Source organism: Parasphingomonas zepuensis (assembly GCF_036663735.1).
Classification (GTDB): domain Bacteria; phylum Pseudomonadota; class Alphaproteobacteria; order Sphingomonadales; family Sphingomonadaceae; genus Sphingomonas.
In genome coordinates, this window is sequence record NZ_JAXOJO010000003.1 from 35,157 (window position 1) to 53,273 (window position 18,117).

Sequence of the window (18,117 nt, forward strand, 5' to 3'; positions counted from 1 at the left end):
ATCGCGTCTGTTTCTTCATTTTGCGCCGGAAGGCGACGTCATCGAGCGTTCCGGCATAGCCGTGAAGCGCCGCAAGGTGAATCGCGCCAGCGGGGCGTCGAAAGCCGTTCTGAGGGCGATCCATGGGAGATATGGGACACTGTGGTGTCCCATATCTTTTGGCGGATCCACCCCGGAAATGCGAACTTATATCGAAATAACTCAACCACTTGAGCGGAACACCTCGTCGGACACCAAATTGTGCCCGGGGGGGATCGTTACGAAGCCGTATCATTCGTCCGATCCGGTCTCGGCCATGCAACCCCAGCCCTCATATTCGACGTCGTAGGTCAGCTCGATCTGCAGGCATTGCAGCGTCAGCGCCTTGATCGAGTCGGCGTCGGCCGGCTGCTCACGCGCAAGGAACAGCGAGATGCCGCCATCCTCATTCTCCTCGCGATCGATCACCGCGAAGCCGAGATCCTCCGCTTCGTCGGCCAGCCGATCGAGCGCGGCTTCGTCGCCGGTGAAGCTGACATCGATCGAGCGTGGAAGCTCCGGGCGATCGCCATTCTCCGCCAGGCTGGCGAGAACCTCCTGGTCGTCGCGCCATTCTTCTTCGAACCGCGCCTGATCCACCTGGGGCAAGGTCATGCGCTTGCCTCCAGCGACCCGACGAACTTCTCGAACAGATAGAAGCTGTCCTGCGGCCCCGGGCTCGCCTCGGGATGATATTGCACGCTGAAGGCCGGGCGATCGGTCAGCTCGAAGCCGGCATTGGAGCCGTCGAACAGCGAGACATGAGTCTCGCGCGCGGTCGCCGGCAGAGTCTCGCTCACCACCGCGAAGCCGTGGTTCATGCTGGTGATCTCGACCGTGCCGTCGCTCAGCCGCTTGACCGGATGATTGGCGCCGCGGTGCCCCTGGAACATCTTGGTCGTCTCCGCGCCGACCGCGAGGCCGAGCAACTGGTGGCCGAGACAGATGCCGAACAGCGGGATGCGTGTTTCGAGCAGCTGGCGGATCACCGGCACGGCATAGTCGCCGGTCGCGGCGGGATCGCCCGGGCCGTTCGACAGGAACAGGCCATCGGGCTTCAGCGCCATGACCTGATCGAAGGTCGCGGTCGCCGGCAGCACGCTGACCCTGGCCCCCGCCTTCACCAGATTGCGGTAGATATTGTGCTTGGCGCCGTAATCGATCGCGACGACATGCGGCTTGGCGCCGCCGCTCTCACCAGCGGGCGAAGCCCCGTCCTCATAGCCGAAGCCGAGACGCCAAACGCCGCCTTCCCAGCCATGATGCGTCTCGGTGGTGACCGAGATGGCGAGGTCCATGCCCTCCAGCCCCGGCCAGGCCCGGGCCATCTGCAGCAGCAGCGGGATATCGAACTTGCCGTCGGCGCGGTGCGAGATCACGCCATTGGGGGCGCCCCCCGTCCTGATCCGCCGGGTCAGCGCGCGGGTGTCGATGCCCGACAGGCCGATCCGGTCGTGCCGCTTCATCCACTCGTCGAGCCGCTCGACCGAGCGGAAATTCGACGGCGCGGTCACATCCTCGCGTACGATCATGCCGAGCGCATGCGGCTCCTCGGCTTCGACGTCGTCGGCATTGGCGCCGACATTGCCGATATGCGGGAAAGTGAAGGTGATGATCTGCCCGGCGAAGCTCGGATCCGTCATGATCTCCTGATACCCGGTCATCGCGGTGTGGAAGCAGACTTCACCCACTGCTTCACCTTCGGCACCGAATCCGCGGCCCCAGGCGATCTCGCCATTGGCAAGGACCAGGACTCCCGTTGCTCCTTCAGGCGCAGATACGGGTTTGGCGTCGGCCATCGTGGCGGGCACTCCTCAAGGTTTCGATGTCGCTAAGCGGCGGTCGCTAAGCCTCGCGGGGCGGAGCGTCAATCTGTTAAAGCGGCGCCCGCCGCGCTATCTGGGCCGATTACCGAAAAGGACCGACAATGATTCGCGACGACATCAAGGCTGCGCTCGTCACCGCCATGAAGGGCGGCGACAAGCAAGGCACCGCCGCCATCCGCCTGATCCAGTCGTCGATCAAGAATCGCGATATCGAGGCGCGCACCGGCAAGTCGCCCGACGACGACGATACCCTGGTGATCGAGGTGCTGCAGAAAATGGTGAAGCAGCGCCGCGAATCGATCGAGATGTTCGTGAAGGGCAACCGCCAGGAACTGGCCGATGCCGAAGCCGCCGAAGTCGCGGTGATCGAGCGATTCCTGCCGCGCCAGATGGACGAGGCCGAGACCCGCGCCGCGGTAGAGGCGATCAAGGCCGAGCTTGGCGCGAGCGGGATGAAGGACATGGGCCGCGTGATGGCGGAGCTGAAGGCGCGCCATGCGCAGACGCTGGACATGAGCAAGGCGAGCGGCGCGGTTAAGGCAGCGTTGGCGTAAGGGTGAGCATCTTGGCGGGAGATCGCAACAACGATGACTCTGCGCCTCCCCTCCCGCCTGCGGGAGGGGACCGAGGGGTGGGCGCCCGGTTCCGGCTGGGCAGGCCCACCGAGAGGGCACGCGATCTTCGCAACGAGCCAACACTTCATGAGAAGCTATTGTGGCAGCATTTGAAGGGCTCGCGCCTTCAGGGGCTTAAGTTCAGCCGTCAGATGCCGGTGGCGGGGTTCTTTCCCGATTTCGTTTGCCGGTCGCACAGGCTGGCCGTGGAGCTCGATGGTCACCAGCATGGCGAGAACGAGCAGTATGACGAGGAGCGGACACGGCTGATCGAGGCTGCTGGTTATCGAGTCATCCGGTTCTGGAACAATGATCTGACGTCGAACATGGATGGGGTGCTGGAGACTATCGCCAATGCTGCGGGTGTGGCTGGCCGGGAGCCCACCCCCAACCCCTCCCGCAAGCGGGAGGGGAGCAGAAGTGCGCCGCCGGAAGATAGCACATGAGCCTCTCCCCGCAATTCCTCGACGAGCTCCGCACGCGCACGCTGCTGTCGGCGCTGATCGGGCGGACCACCAAGCTGCAAAAGGCCGGGCGGGAGTTTCGCGCCTGCTGTCCGTTCCACAACGAGAAATCGCCCAGCTTCTACGTCAACGACGAGAAGGCCTTTTACCACTGTTTCGGCTGCGGGGCGCATGGCGACGCGATCCGCTGGATGACCGATCAGCGCGGACTGCCCTTCATGGATGCAGTGAAGGAGCTGGTCCAGGCGGCGGGCATGGAAATGCCGGCGATGGACCCGCGCGCCGCCGAAAAGGCCGAACAATCGAAGGGGCTGCACGACGTGATGCAGGCCGCAGCCGACTGGTTCGCGGCGCAGCTCGGCGGGCTCGATGGCGGCGAAGCGCTGGCCATATTGAAGAAACGCGGCATTTCGGATGCCGCTCGGCGCGATTTCGGCCTGGGGTTCGCCCCCGATTCGCGCGGCAAGTTGCGCACCGCGCTGCGCGATTTCGGCGATGCCATGCTGATCGAGGCCGGCCTGCTGATCTCGGTCGAGGGCAAGGAACCCTATGACCGCTTCCGCGGACGGCTGATGATCCCGATCCGCGATCCGCGCGGGCGCACGATCGCATTCGGCGGGCGGATCATCGGTGAGGGCGAGCCGAAATATCTCAATTCGCCCGAGACTCCGCTCTTCGACAAGGGCCGCAACCTCTACAATCTCGATCGCGCTGCACCCGCCTCGCGCAAGTCTGGCCGGATCATCGTGGTCGAGGGCTATATGGATGTCATTGCCCTCGCCCAGGCCGGCTTCGGCGAAGCGGTCGCGCCGCTCGGCACCGCGCTGACCGAAGCGCAGCTCGAGCGGCTGTGGCGGCTCAGCGACGTGCCGATCCTGTGCTTCGACGGCGATTCGGCCGGGCAGAAGGCTGGCATGCGCGCCGCTCACCGCGCGCTGCCGATGCTCGCGCCGGGCCGCAGCCTGTCGTTCATCACGCTGCCCGAAGGCGTCGATCCCGACGATCTGGTCCGCGCCAAGGGACCGGCAGCGTTCGAAGAGCTGCTCCGCGCGTCCGCACCGCTGGTCGATCGGCTGTGGTCGTATGAACTGGCCGCCGAACCGCTCGACACGCCCGAGCAGAAGGCCGGATTGAAGCTGCGCCTCAACGAACTCGCCCAATCGATCGCCGACAAGAATGTCAGCGTCGAATATCAGGCCGAGTTCCGCCGCCGCTTCGACGCGCTCTACGCCAAGGTCCGCGAGCCGTTCCGCGCATTCCAGCCCGCGGTGAAGCGCAAACCCGGCGAGCGCTGGAAAGCGCCCGACCCGCCCGTCTCCGACGCCGCCAAGGGCGTTCGCGCCGGCGGAATCGACCGGATCCTGGCCAAGGCAGTGCTCGCCGGCCTGATCCGGCACCCGGCCGAAATCGCCCGACATATGGAGGTGCTCGGCTCGCTCAAGCTGGCCGATGGCGCGCTCGGACGACTGTTCGAGGCAGTGGTCGATCTCGCCGTCGAAGATCAGGCGCTTGATAGCGAGGGTTTGCTCACCATATTGGCGAAATCAGGATTCGATATAATTGCCAGCGATCTGCTACGGGCCGACCAGTTGTCGTGTTCGTTCACGCAGAAGGGCGCTGAACCGGCCCGGGCACGTGAGGATCTCGACGAAGCTATCGCGATCCTCGTGGCGCGGCCGGAAGTGGATGCCGCACTGGCAGGCGCAACGGCGACGCTCCAGGCGCGTTATTCGGATGAGGCCTTCGAACGGCAGGTTTCGCTGGTGAAGGAACAACAGGCGCTCGACGCACGACTTGCAAATCTGGTGCAAGCGAACGAAGACGCCAGAGCTTTTAGTACCGAGGGCAATTGATGGCGAAGACGGAAATGGCGGACGTCGCTGACACGACCGAAAACAGCGATGCGCCGCTGATCGACTTGAACGATGCGTCGATCAAGAAGCTGGTCGCGCGCGCCAAGAAGCGCGGTTACATCACCATCGACCAGATCAATGAGGCGCTGCCTCAGGATCAGATGTCGTCCGATCAGCTGGAGGACATGATGTCCGCGCTGAACGAGATGGGCATCAACATCGTCGAGAATGACGAAGCCGGCGAAGATGGCGACGAGGCCGACCAGCCTGAGGACGAGGTCGAATCGGTCGATTCGTCCGAGGAAAGCGCGCCTGCGCTCGACGTGAAGAAGAAAGAGGTCATCGATCGCACCGACGATCCGGTGCGGATGTACCTGCGCGAGATGGGCGCGGTCGAGCTTCTCAGCCGCGAGGGCGAGATCGCCATCGCCAAGCGCATCGAGGCCGGGCGCGACACGATGATCCTCGGCCTGTGCGAGAGCCCGATCACCTTCAACGCGATCATCGACTGGTCGACCGCGCTGAACGAGGGCACGATGCAGCTGCGCGAGATCCTCGATCTCGATGCGATGCTGTCCAAGGATCCCGCCCCGGAATCGCTGACCGACGACGAGGACGCATCGGGCGAGATTTCTGAAAAGACGGCTGGCCCGTCCTTCAAGGAAGAGGAAGAGCCCGAAGAGGCGCCTGCCGAGGAGGAAGAGGATTCGATGCAGGAGCGGCGCACGCCGCGCCCGTCGGACGACGAGGAAGAGGACAATACCCTCAGCCTCGCCCAGATGGAGGAGCAGCTGAAGCCGCAGGCGCTCGAGCGCTTCGCGAGCATCACCGCGCTCTACAAGAAATTCTCCAAGGTGCAGCAGTCCCGCCTCGACGCGATGTCGGCCGGCGGCGAGCTGACCAGCGCCGACGAGCGCAAATATCACAAGCTGCGCGAAGAGCTGACCGCCGAAGTCGAGAGCGTCCAGTTCCACAATGCCAAGATCGAATATCTGGTCGACCAGCTTTATGCCTTCAACCGGCGCCTGACCGCGCTGGGCGGGCAGATGCTGCGCCTCGCCGAGCGCCACAAGGTGCCGCGCAAGGATTTCCTCGATCGCTATATAGGCCATGAGCTGGACGAGCAGTTCCTGCCCAGCGTCGCCAAGCTCGACAAGAAATGGACTGCCTTCGTCACCACCGAGGGCGATGCGGTCGACCGTATCCGCGTCGAGATTTCCGAGATCAGCCAGGCGACCGGCATGTCGCTCGGCGAGTTCCGCCGGATCGTCAACATGGTCCAGAAGGGCGAGCGCGAAGCGCGTATCGCCAAGAAGGAAATGGTCGAGGCGAACCTGCGGCTCGTGATCTCGATCGCGAAGAAATATACCAACCGCGGCCTGCAGTTCCTGGATCTCATCCAGGAGGGCAATATCGGCCTGATGAAGGCCGTCGATAAGTTCGAATATCGCCGCGGTTACAAGTTCAGCACCTATGCCACCTGGTGGATCCGCCAGGCGATCACGCGCTCGATCGCCGATCAGGCGCGCACGATCCGCATCCCGGTCCACATGATCGAGACGATCAACAAGCTGGTGCGGACCAGCCGCCAGTTCCTCCACGAGCAGGGCCGCGAGCCCACGCCCGAGGAAATGGCCGAGCGCCTGTCGATGCCGCTCGAAAAGGTCCGCAAGGTGATGAAGATCGCCAAGGAGCCGATCTCTCTCGAAACGCCGATCGGCGACGAGGAGGATTCGCATCTCGGCGATTTCATCGAGGACAAGAACGCGGTCATCCCGGTCGATGCGGCGATCCAGGCGAACCTCAAGGAAACGGTCACCCGGGTCCTTGCATCGCTCACCCCGCGTGAGGAGCGCGTGCTGCGCATGCGCTTCGGCATCGGCATGAACACCGATCACACGCTGGAGGAAGTCGGCCAGCAATTCTCGGTGACGCGCGAGCGCATCCGCCAGATCGAGGCGAAGGCGCTGCGCAAGCTCAAGCACCCGAGCCGCTCGCGCAAGATGCGGTCGTTTCTCGACCAGTAAGTCTCCGGCACAGTTTGACTTTTAGTTATTGGACCCGGGTAAGTACCCGGGTCCATAGTTGTATGTGCGCCACGAACAGGCTGCCGTGCCGAACGAGGCCGCCGGGACGATTCATCGCGAGTCGCGGCCCGTTACTACGCCCCGTCGGGCCCCGATTAACCTCTCCTAAACCAGGTCTTTACGCGCTTCGGTTATTCCAACGTGCTATTGAGGAATTCCCGCCCGAATTGAGCGGCACATGAACAGAAAGAACCCCGGAGGGTCATGGCTTTCGATTCGGCATTGGGACAACGCATCGGCGGCAGCTGGGGGACGATCGCGACCCTGGCTTCAGTCGACGGCACTGCCACCCACTCCCTGCCCCGCGCGCTCACCGCCCCCCTAGCCGCCAAGCGCGACCTGGCGGATGCGGTCCATGCGCTGTGTGCGCTGCATGGCCGGCACCCCGGCGTGATCGACCATGCCGTCGTGCACAACCGGCAGGATACGGCGCAGGACTGGCTCGAGGCGGCGGCTTATGGCTTCACGGTGGAACGCGCCTATCTCGCGCGGCTCACCGCCCTCGCCGGCCCCTTGCCGTCAACGCCGGGCCAGGCAGAATCCGAAGCCGCCATCACTGGTCAGCGCCATGCGCTCGACATGCTGGCCCAGTCGGACCGGACGGGTTGCGCCACGGGCGCCGCGATCACGCTGGTCCTCGATTGGGCGGCCGTCCGCACGATGCTCGATGCCGCGGCAGTCCGCTTCGGCATCGATCCGCCCGATTCGTTCCTGCCGGACGACATGGAAACGGCCTCGCTCGTCTCCGCGCTGTCGGAAACACCCGCGATCGAGCGCGCGATGGCATTCGGCGCGCAGCAGATCCTCGCCCAGCACCGTGGCCTGTGGGATCTGCTCGAGGCGCGGGCCGGCGCCCGAAACCACCAATAATTCCGCGCGCGCGGGGGCGGCAATCCCGCGCTTGCACGACGGCGCATAATCCCTCTATCTCCAAACCCGATATTCGAAACGGGATTGGACGCAGGCATGAAGCGCTTCGAGGGCACGCAAAGCTATGTGGCGACCGCCGACCTGAAGGTCGCGGTCAACGCCGCCGTCACCTTGCGCCGCCCGTTGCTGGTCAAGGGCGAACCCGGCACCGGCAAGACCGTGCTCGCTTATGAGATCGCCAAGGCGGTCGGCGCTCCCCTGATCGAGTGGAACGTCAAGTCGACGACCAAGGCGCAGCAGGGCCTGTACGAATATGATGCGGTCGCCCGGCTGCGCGACGGCCAGCTCGGCGACGAGCGGGTGCATGACATCTCCAACTATATCCGCCGCGGGAAATTGTGGGAGGCGTTCACCGCCCCCGAAGTACCCGTCCTGCTGATCGACGAAATCGACAAGGCCGATATCGAATTCCCGAACGATCTGCTCCAGGAGCTCGATCGCATGGAATTCCATGTCTACGAGACGAAGGAGACGGTGCGGGCCGTCGAACGCCCGATCGTCGTCATCACCTCGAACAACGAGAAGGAACTGCCCGACGCGTTCCTGCGCCGCTGCTTCTTCCATTACATCAAATTCCCCGACCGCGAGACGATGCAGGCGATCGTCGACGTGCATTTCCCGGGCATCCAGAAGATCCTGGTGTCGAAGGCGATGGACATCTTCTACGACGTCCGCGACGTGCCGGGCCTCAAGAAGAAGCCGTCGACCAGCGAGCTGCTCGACTGGCTGAAGCTGCTCCTGCACGAGGACATGCCGCTCGAGGTGCTGCAGAACCGCGATCCGACCAAGGCGATCCCGCCGCTCCACGGCGCTCTGCTCAAGAACGAGCAGGACGTGATGCTGTTCGAACGCCTCGCCTTCATGGCGAAGCGCCAGGCGAACAAGGGATGATCCCCGCAGCACCACGAAGTTCAGGTACCGCGCCCAGACTCCGCTGACCTTGTTACCGCGGTCGGACATGGCATGATGGTGCAAAGGAGGATCGACATGGTCGCTGCACGCGATTTTCTGCCTGTGCTTGCATTGGTCTTTGCTCAGCCGGCGTTGGCTCAGGTCGATCCCGGGGCAGGCGCGTGGAAGCTCAACGGCTCTCTTGCCACGGCGACCACAAGTGGCATCGGCATTCCGGTGCGTGCGGGCGCGCTGTCGTTGTCCCAGACCGGCGAGGCATCGCTCAAAGGCAAGGGCCTCGACAATGTCGCGCAATATGAATCGGAAGACCATGAGATCAAGGGGACGATCTACGTCTTCTATCCGGCCTATGCCGATACCGCCCTGGCGACATGGGCGACGGATCGGGCGATCCGGGAGCGATTCGGGCCCAATGTCACGCTTGCCGCCGATAGCATCGTCGCCGTGGGCGGCATCCCGCACGCCGGCGTGCGGCGAATCTATAATCGGGCCGAACTGACGATCGGAAAGCCGTTGACCACGGCCGCCGGCTTCGTCCGGGCAGGCAGTTGGATCGTCGCGCTTCGCGTAAGCGGCCCAGTGGCCCGCAACGCGGATGTCGAGGCCGCACTCGATGCCTTGCTCGTCGGCATGCGGTTCGACGGCAACGACAAGCCGATGGAGGCAGCAGCGATCAAGTTCGGACCGGCTTGCCCGCCTTCTAAAGAAAAGCGTGCCAAGCTGCTGAGCAACAAGGCGGCATCGGGCAATGCCTTGCTGGCATCCATGCTGGGCGGATCGATCGCCATCGACGACAAGAACGACGGGACCGTCACCAAGGTCAAGCCGCCACTCGCCTTTCCACAGAACGGGGCAAAGGCCCTGTGCCTTCGCGGCACCGTCGACGCGGGAGAGCGCAAGCTCGATGTGCTCTCACCGACGAGCGCCGACGACGCCCCGATCGCGCTCATCCTGCTCGACGACGCGGGCGGCACCTTTGCGGTCGAGCCCGCGTTGCTGCTCGGCAAGGGGTATGTCGTCAAGCGATACGGCATCGGTACAGTCGATGTTCTCGGCAGTTATGACGGGATGCCGACGCTGGCGCAGATCGGCGACATCCTGAGTGGCGCCGACCGGAACGGCAGCGCGATTCGATCGAGCACCGCCTTCACGCCCGATGGCAACTCGGCCATCACCATTGATACGAATACCCTGAAATGACCGCGAAGGCGCCGCGATGTTCCTGAACTTCCTCGACGAGCTCCGCGCGGCCGGCATCCCGGCGAGCATGAAGGAGCATCTGCTCCTGCTCGAGGCGCTCGACCGCGAGGTGATCGAGCGCACGCCCGAGGATTTCTATTATCTCTCGCGCGCCGTGTATGTGAAGGACGAGGGACTGCTCGACCGGTTCGATCAGGTCTTCGCGAAGGTATTCAAGGGCATTTCGACGACCTTCGCGTCGCAGAATGCCGACATACCCGAGGAATGGCTGCGCGCCGTCGCCGAGAAATATCTCACCCCCGAGGAGATGGCGGCGATCAAGTCGCTCGGCTCCTGGGAAGAGATCATGGAGACGCTGCAGAAGCGGCTCGAGGAGCAGCATGCCCGGCACCAGGGCGGCAACAAGTGGATCGGGACCGGCGGCACCAGCCCGTACGGCAATTCGGGCTATAACCCCGAGGGTGTCCGCATCGGCGGCGAGAGCCGGAACAAGCGCGCGCTGAAGGTGTGGGACCAACGCGATTTCAAGAATCTCGACAACACGAAAGAGCTCGGCACCCGCAACATCAAGATCGCGCTTCGCCGCCTGCGCCGGTTCGCGCGCGAGGGCGCGGCCGATGAACTCGACATCGATGCGACGATCGACGGCACCGCGCGCCAGGGCTGGCTCGACGTCGTAATGCGGCCCGAGCGGCACAATGCGGTCAAGCTGCTGCTGTTCCTCGATGTCGGCGGCTCGATGGATCCATGGGTGAAGCTGTGCGAGGAATTGTTCTCGGCCGCGACCACCGAGTTCAAGAATCTCGAATTCTTCTACTTCCACAATTGCCCGTACGAGGGCGTGTGGAAGGACAATCGCCGGCGCTTCACCGAGCGTACGCCGCTCTGGGATGTGCTTCACAAATACGGGCATGATTACAAGCTGGTGCTGGTCGGCGATGCCTCGATGAGCCCGTATGAGATCACCCATCCGGGCGGCTCGGTCGAGCATTTCAACGAGGAAGCGGGAGCGGTGTGGATGCACCGCCTGACCACCACCTATCCCGCCGCGATCTGGCTCAACCCGGTGCCCGAGCAGCAATGGGGCTATTCCCAGTCAGTCCGCATCATCCGCGAGCTGATGAATGACCGCATGTATCCGCTGACCCTGGCCGGGCTGGACGATGCGATGCGGGAACTGACGCGGAAGCGTTAAGCCCACTTATTTTGTCAGCGGTTGGGGAATGACGGGCGCCAGGGCGTCAGTCACCGCCTGGGCATCGACGAGGAGGTCAGCCGGAAGCCCGGCGTCGCCCGGATTGCCGAACTTCACGAGAGCGACATCCAGCCGCTTGCGGTTGGGCGCGAGCAGGAAGCCAGCCTTGCCCCGGGACTTCGCGATCAGCGCCGCGTGAAGCAGCAGCGCCTCGCCTGCCGGCACGCCGTATCCGTTGGTGACGATGATCGCCTCCCACCCCCGGAGATCGACATTCTTGGACGTGGTCAGATATTTCGACTTCTCGATCCGCCATGTGTTGCGAGCGAGCCCGCTATAGGCACCCGCCGTGATCGGATTGCGGATCGCAGCCCACAGCAGGCCCGTGGCGTTCTTGCCCTCGGTCATCGCGGCATAGCGCACGTCGAACGACGTCTTGCGGATCGCTTCCGGCTCAATGGCGAGCGCGCCGGTCAGCTGTTCCGGCTTTGCCCCGGCGCGCAGCCGCTCGGTCAGCGTCGCGACTGCCGCCGCGCCGGGCTGAAGCCAGCGCGAGCGCGCCGCGAACGCCGTGCGCGCCGCATCGGCCTGCCCGTTCGACAGCTTTTCGATCACGCTCAGAAAATCTAGCGTCTCGGCCGCCTGGCCGATCTCCGTGCTGCGGGTCATCCCCTCGGGGCCGGCCGCGAGTTCATCGACCTGCTTGCGCGCTTCCGCACCAAGCGCGCGCGCCTGGTCCATCCGGCCCGCCAGCGCATGATCGACGGCGATATTGGAGGTCAGCGCGGGCGCCCGGCGGTCTCCCTCATCCCGAAGCATCGAAAGGAGCAGGGCGTTGAATGTCTCCAGATCCTGCGCGGCGCCCGCAAAATCGCCATTCCATCTTCTCGCTGCGGCTCGCGCCACGATTCCGTCCGTCCGCAATCGGGCATATGCATCGAAAAAAGCGCGCTTTTCCGCGGGCAGCGCCGGCGACACACCGATATAGCGCAGCGCGTGCTGGAAATTGTCCAGATCCCAGGCCGATTCTCCAGCCATGGCAATCACCGTCTGCTCGGCCGCGTCGGGCTTGCGCTGGCGCAACAGGGCGGCTGCCTCCAGTTCCAGGGCGGATAGCGCAAGGCTCTGGCGAAATCCGACCGAGGAGGCGACCGGCCCGTTCATCGCGCGCACCTCACGCGTATCGGCGATCGCCGCGTCATATTCCTTCGCCTCGATATGATGGATCGCCCGCGCCAGGATCAGCTGGGCACGGCGCATTTCATCCGATTCTCCCGCCAGCGCCGCGTCGCACGCGGTAACCCCTTCAGCGCCGACATAGCGTTTCGAAATATCCGCAGATTCGTGCGGCGGCGCCAGCAGCCCGACGACAAGACTGAGCGAGATCAGCCGGGCCGCGGTTTCGCCGGCCGACATATTGTCCGGCAGACCGTCGCAACGCAGATAATTCGATGGCGGCTTCCCCTTGGAGGGCGGCGCAGGCACCTGCACGAAGACGGGCGGCGGCACCGCCGGCACAGTCTGTTCCGGAGCAGGCGCCGGCGGTTGCGGGGCGGCCTGTTGCAGGGCGATGGCTCCCGACGAGACGCAGCCGAGCCCCAGCGCCATCACGCGCACCATCATCTTCCGCATGCGAATCCCCCCGCTACCGATCAGCCCCGCGCTGTCATGCCATTGGAGGATGGCGCTATTCAAGCTGGCCCGCTTGCCGGCCAGGACCACCAACTAGCCGGCGGTGGGACGCCGCGCTCAGTAAAGCAGATGGGGCCGCCGCACCTCAGCCCAGGCGGCTTCATCCGGCAGCGTCACGGCATCCAGATCGCCGGGCAGCGCGGCCGCGTCGTCGACCCATTCCCGCAGCCCCGGCCCGCCATTGATCACGTCGATCGCCAGCTTGCCGAATTCATATTCATACGGGAAATCGCGCCACAGCCGATAATCGGGATAGAGTTGCCGGATCGCCTTGAACGCGAGCGCCTGGACCCGCCATGGCTTGAAGGCGCCGTGATCGTAGAACGGCCCCTCGGCATGGATATGCACGCCGTTGCACAGCTTGCCGACATGCTTGTGGAAGGTCGGCTGGAACCAGATATCGCGCAGCGCGCAACCGCGCAGCCAGTCGGGCGCCAGCCGCCGCATCTCCGCCGTCACGGCCCGGGCATCGATGTCGGGCGCACCGAACAGCTCGAGCGGACGAGTGGTGCCCCGCCCTTCCGACAGATTGGTGCCCTCCAGCATCACCGTGCCGGCATAAGCGCGTGCCATGGCGAGGTTGGGCGCGTTGGGGCTCGGGTTGATCCAGATCCGGTCCTCCGGCCAGCCGAAGCCCGGCGCGCTCTCGGGCGCCCAGCCTTCCATCGCGACGACGCTGTAATCGACATCGAGGCGGTTCTCCGCGATGAACCAGTGGCCCAACTCGCCCAGCGTCAGCCCGTGTCGCATCGGCATCGGCCCGGCACCGACGAAGCTCTCCCAGCCCGGCAGCAGGGTCAGCCCTTCAACCGGCCGCCCGGCGGGGTTGGGCCGGTCGAGCACGATGACGGCCTTGCCATGCTCGGCCGCCGCCTCGAGCACATAAAGCAGGGTCGTGACGAAGGTGTAGATGCGGCAGCCCAAGTCCTGCAGATCGAACAGCAGCACGTCGAATGTGCCCATAGACTGGCCGGTCGGCCGCCGCACTTCGCCGTACAGGCTGAACACCGGAATACCGTAGGTCGGCTCCGTGAAGTCGGGCGACTCCATCATGTTATCCTGCAGGTCGCCACGCACGCCGTGCTGTGGACCGAACACCGCCGTCACGTTCAGCCCGCTCGCCACCAGCGCGTCGAGCGAATGAGTCAGATCGGCGGTGACCGAGGCGGGATGCGCGAGCAACGCAATACGCTTGCCCTGGAGCGGCGCGCGCAGGGCGGGGTCGGCGAGCAGGCGATCGATACCGAATTTCATGGATGGATGGGTGCCGCGAGCCGTGCGGTAAAGCAATCCCGGTTGTGGAAATCCGGCGGCCCCGGCGCATGGGCGAGTGCCCAATAGGATTTTGTGCCGTCCTTCGCTTCGATGATGGCAGTTAGGTTGAGTTCGAGTTCATCGGACGGTCTGAAACGAGGCAAATCCCATATCCGCACGTCGAGACTGGCGGGGCCAAATTCTATCGTCGCGTCCGGAGGCGTGTCGATCGATATCATCCCGGCACGATAGTCGTCAAACCTGTAGAGAGCCCACCTCAACGATGTGGTATAATTTAGTTCGAAATAATTTCGATCACCCGGGCGCGTAATGAACGCTTCAAAAACGCTGTGCTCCCAAAGACCATCGGTCGGTTCAGATGGCTGCGACGTTTTGGCGATGGGCCACGACACCTCCTGAATGGCACCCGTTACGCGATACGCGAGCTGCAATCCTCGATCTTCGTCCCGGTCGATATCGACCGAAATCGACCTGATCGCCCGGCTTGGGAAATCGGGATGGGGTACAAGCATCACCCTCTCTACCTTCCCCGGCGAAAGCCGGGGTCCAGTCGGGATGGCGGTCATGGTTGGGCGATCCGGTCGTAAAGATCGTCCCAATCGGGATTCAGGCCTTCGATCTCCCGGACCTTCCACGCCCTTTTCCAGTCCTTCATTCTAAATTCCCGCACCCGTGCCGATTCCACATTCCTGTGTATTTCGTACCAGACGAGCAACCGGCAATCATATTTCTTGGTGAAACCCTCGACTACGCCATTGCGATGTTCCCATGCCCTTCGCAGAAGGTCGTTCGTCGAACCGATATAGATCGTTCCGTTACGCCGGTTCACCATGATGTAGACATGGGCCTGCTCATCCATATAAGCGTCCCCCCACTGGACCCCGGCCTTCGCCGGGGAAGGTAAAAGGTTGCCGAACGCGTGCTCGAAGGCAACGACTGGAAAATCCCGCGCAATGCGCCTATGTGGCGCGTTCCCCATGGCAACGATCCTCCCCACCCCGCCGAAAATCGGCATGGTTTCGCTCGGCTGTCCGAAGAATCTGGTCGATAGCGAACGCATCCTGACCAAGCTTCGTTCGGACGGTTATGCGATGTCGCCCGACTATGCCGGTGCTGACGTCGTGCTCGTCAACACCTGCGGTTTCCTCGATTCCGCCAAGGAAGAGAGCCTTGAGGCGATCGGCGAGGCAATCGCCGAGAATGGCCGGGTCATCGTCACCGGCTGTATGGGCAAGGAAGCGGAAACGATCCGCGCGCGCTTCCCGAACGTGCTCGCCGTTACCGGTGCGCATCAATATGAAGAAGTGGTCGGCGCGGTCCACGAAGCGGCGCCGATGCCGCCCAGCGCTTTCCTCAACCTGGTGCCCGAAAGCGGGCTCAAGCTCACGCCGCGCCATTACAGCTATCTGAAGATCTCGGAGGGCTGCAACCACCGCTGCGCCTTCTGCATCATCCCGAGCCTGCGCGGCGATCTCGTCAGCCGCCGCCCCGACGCGATCCTGCGCGAGGCGGAGAAGCTGATCGAGGCCGGCACGAAGGAATTGCTGGTCATCAGCCAGGACACCTCGGCGTACGGCGTGGACATCCGCCACCAGCCGCGCATGTGGCACGGCGCGGAAGTCCGCGCGCACATGACCGATCTGTCGCGCGAACTGGGCAAGCTCGGCGCCTGGGTGCGGCTGCACTATGTCTACCCCTACCCACATGTCGATCAGGTCATCCCGCTGATGGCCGAGGGGCTGATCCTCCCCTATCTCGACATCCCGTTCCAGCACGCCTCGCGCGCGGTGCTGAAGGCGATGCGCCGCCCGGCCAACGAGGCCAAGGTGCTGGAGCGCATCAAGAACTGGCGCCTGATCGAGCCGGACATCGCGATCCGTTCGACCTTCGTGGTGGGCTTCCCCGGCGAGACCGAGGACGATTTCAAATATCTGATGGACTGGCTCGAAGAAGCCCAGCTCGACCGCGTCGGCGCTTTCCGCTTCGAGCCGGTCGAGGGTGCTGCGGCCAATCACTTGCCCGATCCGGTCCATGAGGAAGTCAAGGAAGAGCGCTACGCCCGCCTGATGGAGCTGACCGCGCGCATCTCGGCGGAAAAGCTCGAGGCCAAGATCGGCCGTACGCTCGACGTGATCATCGACGCCGTCGAGGGAGACGGCGCGACCGGCCGTTCCAAGGCCGATGCGCCGGAGATCGACGGCGAAGTCCATCTGCGCGACGCGGGCCACCTCGCCCAGGGCGATATCGTCCGGGTCGAGATCGAAGACGCCGACGAACACGACCTGTTCGGCGTGCCTGTCGCATAACGCAAAAGGGGGAGGCAGTGCCGGTCGGCGCTGCCTCCCCCAGTCTCGTGTCACGGCCTCAGACGCCCTTGTTGGTGATCCCGCCGATCCCATCGACGATGCTGCCGACGAGCACGCCCCCGGCAAATGCCGTGACGACGCCGCCGAAGAAGCCGGCCTCACCGATGATCGGCGCGAATACCGTGGCCGAGACGACGCCGCCGACCGCGCCGGCGAGTCCGACGATCCACCACCAGGGATCCGGCTGTGGCGGCCGCGGCCCTCTCCACCAACCGGGCCATTTGGTCCCGCACCAGCCGATCATCGCGAAGAATGCATATCCCATCGACAACCCTCCTGCTCCAAGTGATGGACATCGGCCTTGCTGGACGATGTCTCTCGTGTAGCATCCTCTCATTTCGGCATGATTCAAGGAATATTGGAACCGATTTGAAGGTTATTATAGAGCTATTGTACGATGGCGGCACACCAATGTTTTTCAGATGAAACTGGTCTTTACCCGTAACTAAATCACTTGATCGTCCGATGCGTTGACAGTGTGTTGCCGTAACAATACACTGCATGCCATGGAAACGGGGCGGATATCCATCACCGGAAGAATTGTCCTGGTGGCGGTGGCCGCCACCCTTTCCGGCTGCGGCCCGGCCGCGTTCGACCAGCTGGCCTATTCAGTCGATGTCGATGGGGAGAAGGGCGTCGCGCTGTTCACCTGCACGGCATCGTCAAGCGGCCATTGCATCATCCGCTTCGACGGCGATGCTCGCCCCGCCACCAGCACCATCGCCGTGAACGAAACCGGCGCGGTCACCGGAGTCGGCCCGGGCAGCAGCTATTGCGCGACCACCGGCACCACCGGCATGCCCTGCCACAGCCAGACGCTGCAGATCGGCAAACAGACGATCCGCCACATGAAGCGCCGGTCCTGACCGGCCATCCATCGCTCAGCCCACCCGCTCGCTCCGATAATAGCAAAAGGTCAGCCACAGCGAGACCGCGCCGAGCAGATGCCAGGCGGCATGGCCCTGGATCAGGCTGTCGGGCAAGCAGGCGTAGCCGCGCTGATCGAGGTTCCAGAGCAGGAACGCCACCGCGTTGGTCGCGATGCCGAATATGTACCAGCGCACCTCCACCCCGGCCCTTCGCGGCCGCGCCATGGCAAGCTCGACGACGATGGCGAGGATCAGCACCACCGCGAACAACCACCGACGGATCTCGGGAAGCGCGATCAGTGCAGCGACCAGAACCGCGCACAGCACAAGGTAAAGTGTGATCGCCCGCCGGTCGGGGATGCGCATCCAGCGGGCGATCGCGCTCACCAGCAGGAGGGATCCGACCAGATACATGCCGAGCACGTCGAAGAACTGGCCCCACAGGGTGAGCGTCGCGTGGAGCAGCACCGATCCCAGTCCAACGAAGATCGCGGTGATCCCGAGAGCGATCGCCGCCGCAGGCGTCATAGCCGATTGCCAGCCGCGCGACCTGGCCAGCACGATCATCAGGAAGCCGGCCAGAACATAGCCGAGCGACGACCAGCTGTTCGCCGGCTGCAGCACCAGCGATCCGAAGCGCGGCGCCTCGCAGAAGCACCGCGTCGCGGTGCAGGTCGCCGGCGCATAGACGCTCCAATAGGGGCCGAGCATCGCGAGGATCAGCGTGATCGCGGCCCCACTCAACGCCGTCAGCACCAGCGCGACCGTGATCTGGCGCGGCTTGATCCGCTGCATCGCTCTCCCCCCGGTCATGCG

At 64.1% G+C, this 18,117-nt stretch carries 18 protein-coding genes; 10 read left to right on the forward strand and 8 right to left on the reverse strand.

Annotated features, from left to right (window positions below; genetic code table 11):
* Positions 1 to 270: 270 nt before the first annotated feature.
* Together U1769_RS11525 and carA are read right to left on the reverse strand one after the other, a co-directional pair.
* Positions 271 to 633 carry a ribonuclease E inhibitor RraB gene (locus U1769_RS11525; RefSeq protein ID WP_332715888.1) on the reverse strand — a complete coding sequence of 121 codons (363 nt, stop codon included), beginning with the start codon at positions 631 to 633 and terminating at the stop codon, positions 271 to 273.
* Positions 630 to 1,817, reverse strand: a complete 1,188-nt coding sequence (gene carA, locus U1769_RS11530) for a glutamine-hydrolyzing carbamoyl-phosphate synthase small subunit (RefSeq protein WP_332715890.1) — start codon at positions 1,815 to 1,817, stop codon at positions 630 to 632. The genes U1769_RS11525 and carA overlap by 4 nt, the downstream gene beginning before the upstream one ends.
* Before the next feature lie 128 nt (positions 1,818 to 1,945).
* Between carA and U1769_RS11535 the strand changes: the two genes are divergently transcribed.
* The 8 genes from U1769_RS11535 to U1769_RS11570 all read left to right on the forward strand — a co-directional run bounded on the left by U1769_RS11535 (position 1,946) and on the right by U1769_RS11570 (position 11,099).
* Positions 1,946 to 2,398, forward strand: a complete 453-nt coding sequence (locus U1769_RS11535) for a GatB/YqeY domain-containing protein (RefSeq protein WP_332715892.1) — start codon at positions 1,946 to 1,948, stop codon at positions 2,396 to 2,398.
* A gap of 77 nt (positions 2,399 to 2,475) precedes the next feature.
* Positions 2,476 to 2,904, forward strand: coding sequence for an endonuclease domain-containing protein (locus tag U1769_RS11540; protein ID WP_332715894.1), 429 nt, complete (start codon positions 2,476 to 2,478; stop codon positions 2,902 to 2,904).
* Complete coding sequence (gene dnaG, locus U1769_RS11545) at positions 2,901 to 4,775, forward strand: DNA primase (RefSeq protein ID WP_332715897.1); 1,875 nt, start codon at positions 2,901 to 2,903, stop codon at positions 4,773 to 4,775. The genes U1769_RS11540 and dnaG overlap by 4 nt, the downstream gene beginning before the upstream one ends.
* The gene (gene rpoD, locus U1769_RS11550) at positions 4,775 to 6,802 is read left to right on the forward strand and encodes an RNA polymerase sigma factor RpoD (protein WP_332715899.1); all 2,028 of its coding nucleotides are present in this window, start codon (positions 4,775 to 4,777) and stop codon (positions 6,800 to 6,802) included. The genes dnaG and rpoD overlap by 1 nt, the downstream gene beginning before the upstream one ends.
* A gap of 264 nt (positions 6,803 to 7,066) precedes the next feature.
* Positions 7,067 to 7,732, forward strand: a complete 666-nt coding sequence (locus tag U1769_RS11555; RefSeq protein ID WP_332715901.1) for a DUF6975 family protein — start codon at positions 7,067 to 7,069, stop codon at positions 7,730 to 7,732.
* A gap of 96 nt (positions 7,733 to 7,828) precedes the next feature.
* The gene (locus U1769_RS11560; protein ID WP_332715903.1) at positions 7,829 to 8,683 is read left to right on the forward strand and encodes an AAA family ATPase; all 855 of its coding nucleotides are present in this window, start codon (positions 7,829 to 7,831) and stop codon (positions 8,681 to 8,683) included.
* A gap of 96 nt (positions 8,684 to 8,779) precedes the next feature.
* Positions 8,780 to 9,904: a hypothetical protein gene (locus U1769_RS11565; RefSeq protein WP_332715905.1), complete on the forward strand. Its 1,125-nt coding sequence runs from the start codon at positions 8,780 to 8,782 to the stop codon at positions 9,902 to 9,904.
* A 16-nt stretch (positions 9,905 to 9,920) separates the two neighbouring features.
* Positions 9,921 to 11,099 (forward strand): vWA domain-containing protein, encoded by a 1,179-nt coding sequence (locus U1769_RS11570; protein ID WP_332715907.1) that lies wholly within the window; start codon positions 9,921 to 9,923, stop codon positions 11,097 to 11,099.
* Between the two features lie 6 nt (positions 11,100 to 11,105).
* On the opposite strand, the gene U1769_RS11575 is transcribed toward U1769_RS11570, so the two are convergent.
* The 4 genes from U1769_RS11575 to U1769_RS11590 all read right to left on the reverse strand — a co-directional run bounded on the left by U1769_RS11575 (position 11,106) and on the right by U1769_RS11590 (position 15,045).
* A complete protein-coding gene (locus tag U1769_RS11575; RefSeq protein WP_332715909.1) occupies positions 11,106 to 12,731 on the reverse strand; it encodes a hypothetical protein in 1,626 nt (541 codons plus the stop codon).
* Between the two features lie 117 nt (positions 12,732 to 12,848).
* The gene (locus tag U1769_RS11580) at positions 12,849 to 14,045 is read right to left on the reverse strand and encodes an exo-beta-N-acetylmuramidase NamZ family protein (protein ID WP_332715912.1); all 1,197 of its coding nucleotides are present in this window, start codon (positions 14,043 to 14,045) and stop codon (positions 12,849 to 12,851) included.
* Positions 14,042 to 14,632 carry a DOMON-like domain-containing protein gene (locus U1769_RS11585; RefSeq protein ID WP_332715914.1) on the reverse strand — a complete coding sequence of 197 codons (591 nt, stop codon included), beginning with the start codon at positions 14,630 to 14,632 and terminating at the stop codon, positions 14,042 to 14,044. The genes U1769_RS11580 and U1769_RS11585 overlap by 4 nt, the downstream gene beginning before the upstream one ends.
* A complete protein-coding gene (locus tag U1769_RS11590) occupies positions 14,629 to 15,045 on the reverse strand; it encodes a GIY-YIG nuclease family protein (protein ID WP_332715916.1) in 417 nt (138 codons plus the stop codon). The genes U1769_RS11585 and U1769_RS11590 overlap by 4 nt, the downstream gene beginning before the upstream one ends.
* Here U1769_RS11590 and rimO point away from each other — a divergent pair.
* Complete coding sequence (gene rimO / locus U1769_RS11595; RefSeq protein WP_332715918.1) at positions 15,044 to 16,372, forward strand: 30S ribosomal protein S12 methylthiotransferase RimO; 1,329 nt, start codon at positions 15,044 to 15,046, stop codon at positions 16,370 to 16,372. The genes U1769_RS11590 and rimO overlap by 2 nt on opposite strands.
* 58 nt (positions 16,373 to 16,430) lie before the next feature.
* On the opposite strand, the gene U1769_RS11600 is transcribed toward rimO, so the two are convergent.
* Complete coding sequence (locus tag U1769_RS11600) at positions 16,431 to 16,697, reverse strand: hypothetical protein (RefSeq protein ID WP_332715920.1); 267 nt, start codon at positions 16,695 to 16,697, stop codon at positions 16,431 to 16,433.
* A gap of 283 nt (positions 16,698 to 16,980) precedes the next feature.
* Here U1769_RS11600 and U1769_RS11605 point away from each other — a divergent pair, with 283 nt between their 5' ends.
* Entirely contained in the window at positions 16,981 to 17,298 is a 318-nt protein-coding gene (locus U1769_RS11605; RefSeq protein WP_332715922.1) for a hypothetical protein, read from the forward strand.
* Positions 17,299 to 17,313: 15 nt separating this feature from the next.
* On the opposite strand, the gene U1769_RS11610 is transcribed toward U1769_RS11605, so the two are convergent.
* Entirely contained in the window at positions 17,314 to 18,114 is an 801-nt protein-coding gene (locus tag U1769_RS11610) for a ceramidase domain-containing protein (RefSeq protein WP_332715924.1), read from the reverse strand.
* Positions 18,115 to 18,117: the final 3 nt, after the last annotated feature.

Bases quoted from the DNA above. Each gene is read 5' to 3' on its own strand.
- U1769_RS11575 (WP_332715909.1), bottom strand. From the start codon at position 12,731: ATGCGGAAGATGATGGTGCGCGTGATGGCGCTGGGGCTCGGCTGCGTC.
- U1769_RS11565 (WP_332715905.1), top strand. From the start codon at position 8,780: ATGGTCGCTGCACGCGATTTTCTGCCTGTGCTTGCATTGGTCTTTGCT.
- dnaG (WP_332715897.1), top strand. From the start codon at position 2,901: ATGAGCCTCTCCCCGCAATTCCTCGACGAGCTCCGCACGCGCACGCTG.
- U1769_RS11570 (WP_332715907.1), top strand. From the start codon at position 9,921: ATGTTCCTGAACTTCCTCGACGAGCTCCGCGCGGCCGGCATCCCGGCG.
- U1769_RS11600 (WP_332715920.1), bottom strand. From the start codon at position 16,697: ATGGGATATGCATTCTTCGCGATGATCGGCTGGTGCGGGACCAAATGG.
- U1769_RS11555 (WP_332715901.1), top strand. From the start codon at position 7,067: ATGGCTTTCGATTCGGCATTGGGACAACGCATCGGCGGCAGCTGGGGG.
- U1769_RS11580 (WP_332715912.1), bottom strand. From the start codon at position 14,045: ATGAAATTCGGTATCGATCGCCTGCTCGCCGACCCCGCCCTGCGCGCG.
- U1769_RS11590 (WP_332715916.1), bottom strand. From the start codon at position 15,045: ATGGGGAACGCGCCACATAGGCGCATTGCGCGGGATTTTCCAGTCGTT.
- U1769_RS11585 (WP_332715914.1), bottom strand. From the start codon at position 14,632: ATGACCGCCATCCCGACTGGACCCCGGCTTTCGCCGGGGAAGGTAGAG.
- U1769_RS11560 (WP_332715903.1), top strand. From the start codon at position 7,829: ATGAAGCGCTTCGAGGGCACGCAAAGCTATGTGGCGACCGCCGACCTG.
- U1769_RS11525 (WP_332715888.1), bottom strand. From the start codon at position 633: ATGACCTTGCCCCAGGTGGATCAGGCGCGGTTCGAAGAAGAATGGCGC.
- U1769_RS11535 (WP_332715892.1), top strand. From the start codon at position 1,946: ATGATTCGCGACGACATCAAGGCTGCGCTCGTCACCGCCATGAAGGGC.
- U1769_RS11610 (WP_332715924.1), bottom strand. From the start codon at position 18,114: ATGACCGGGGGGAGAGCGATGCAGCGGATCAAGCCGCGCCAGATCACG.
- rimO (WP_332715918.1), top strand. From the start codon at position 15,044: ATGGCAACGATCCTCCCCACCCCGCCGAAAATCGGCATGGTTTCGCTC.
- rpoD (WP_332715899.1), top strand. From the start codon at position 4,775: ATGGCGAAGACGGAAATGGCGGACGTCGCTGACACGACCGAAAACAGC.
- carA (WP_332715890.1), bottom strand. From the start codon at position 1,817: ATGGCCGACGCCAAACCCGTATCTGCGCCTGAAGGAGCAACGGGAGTC.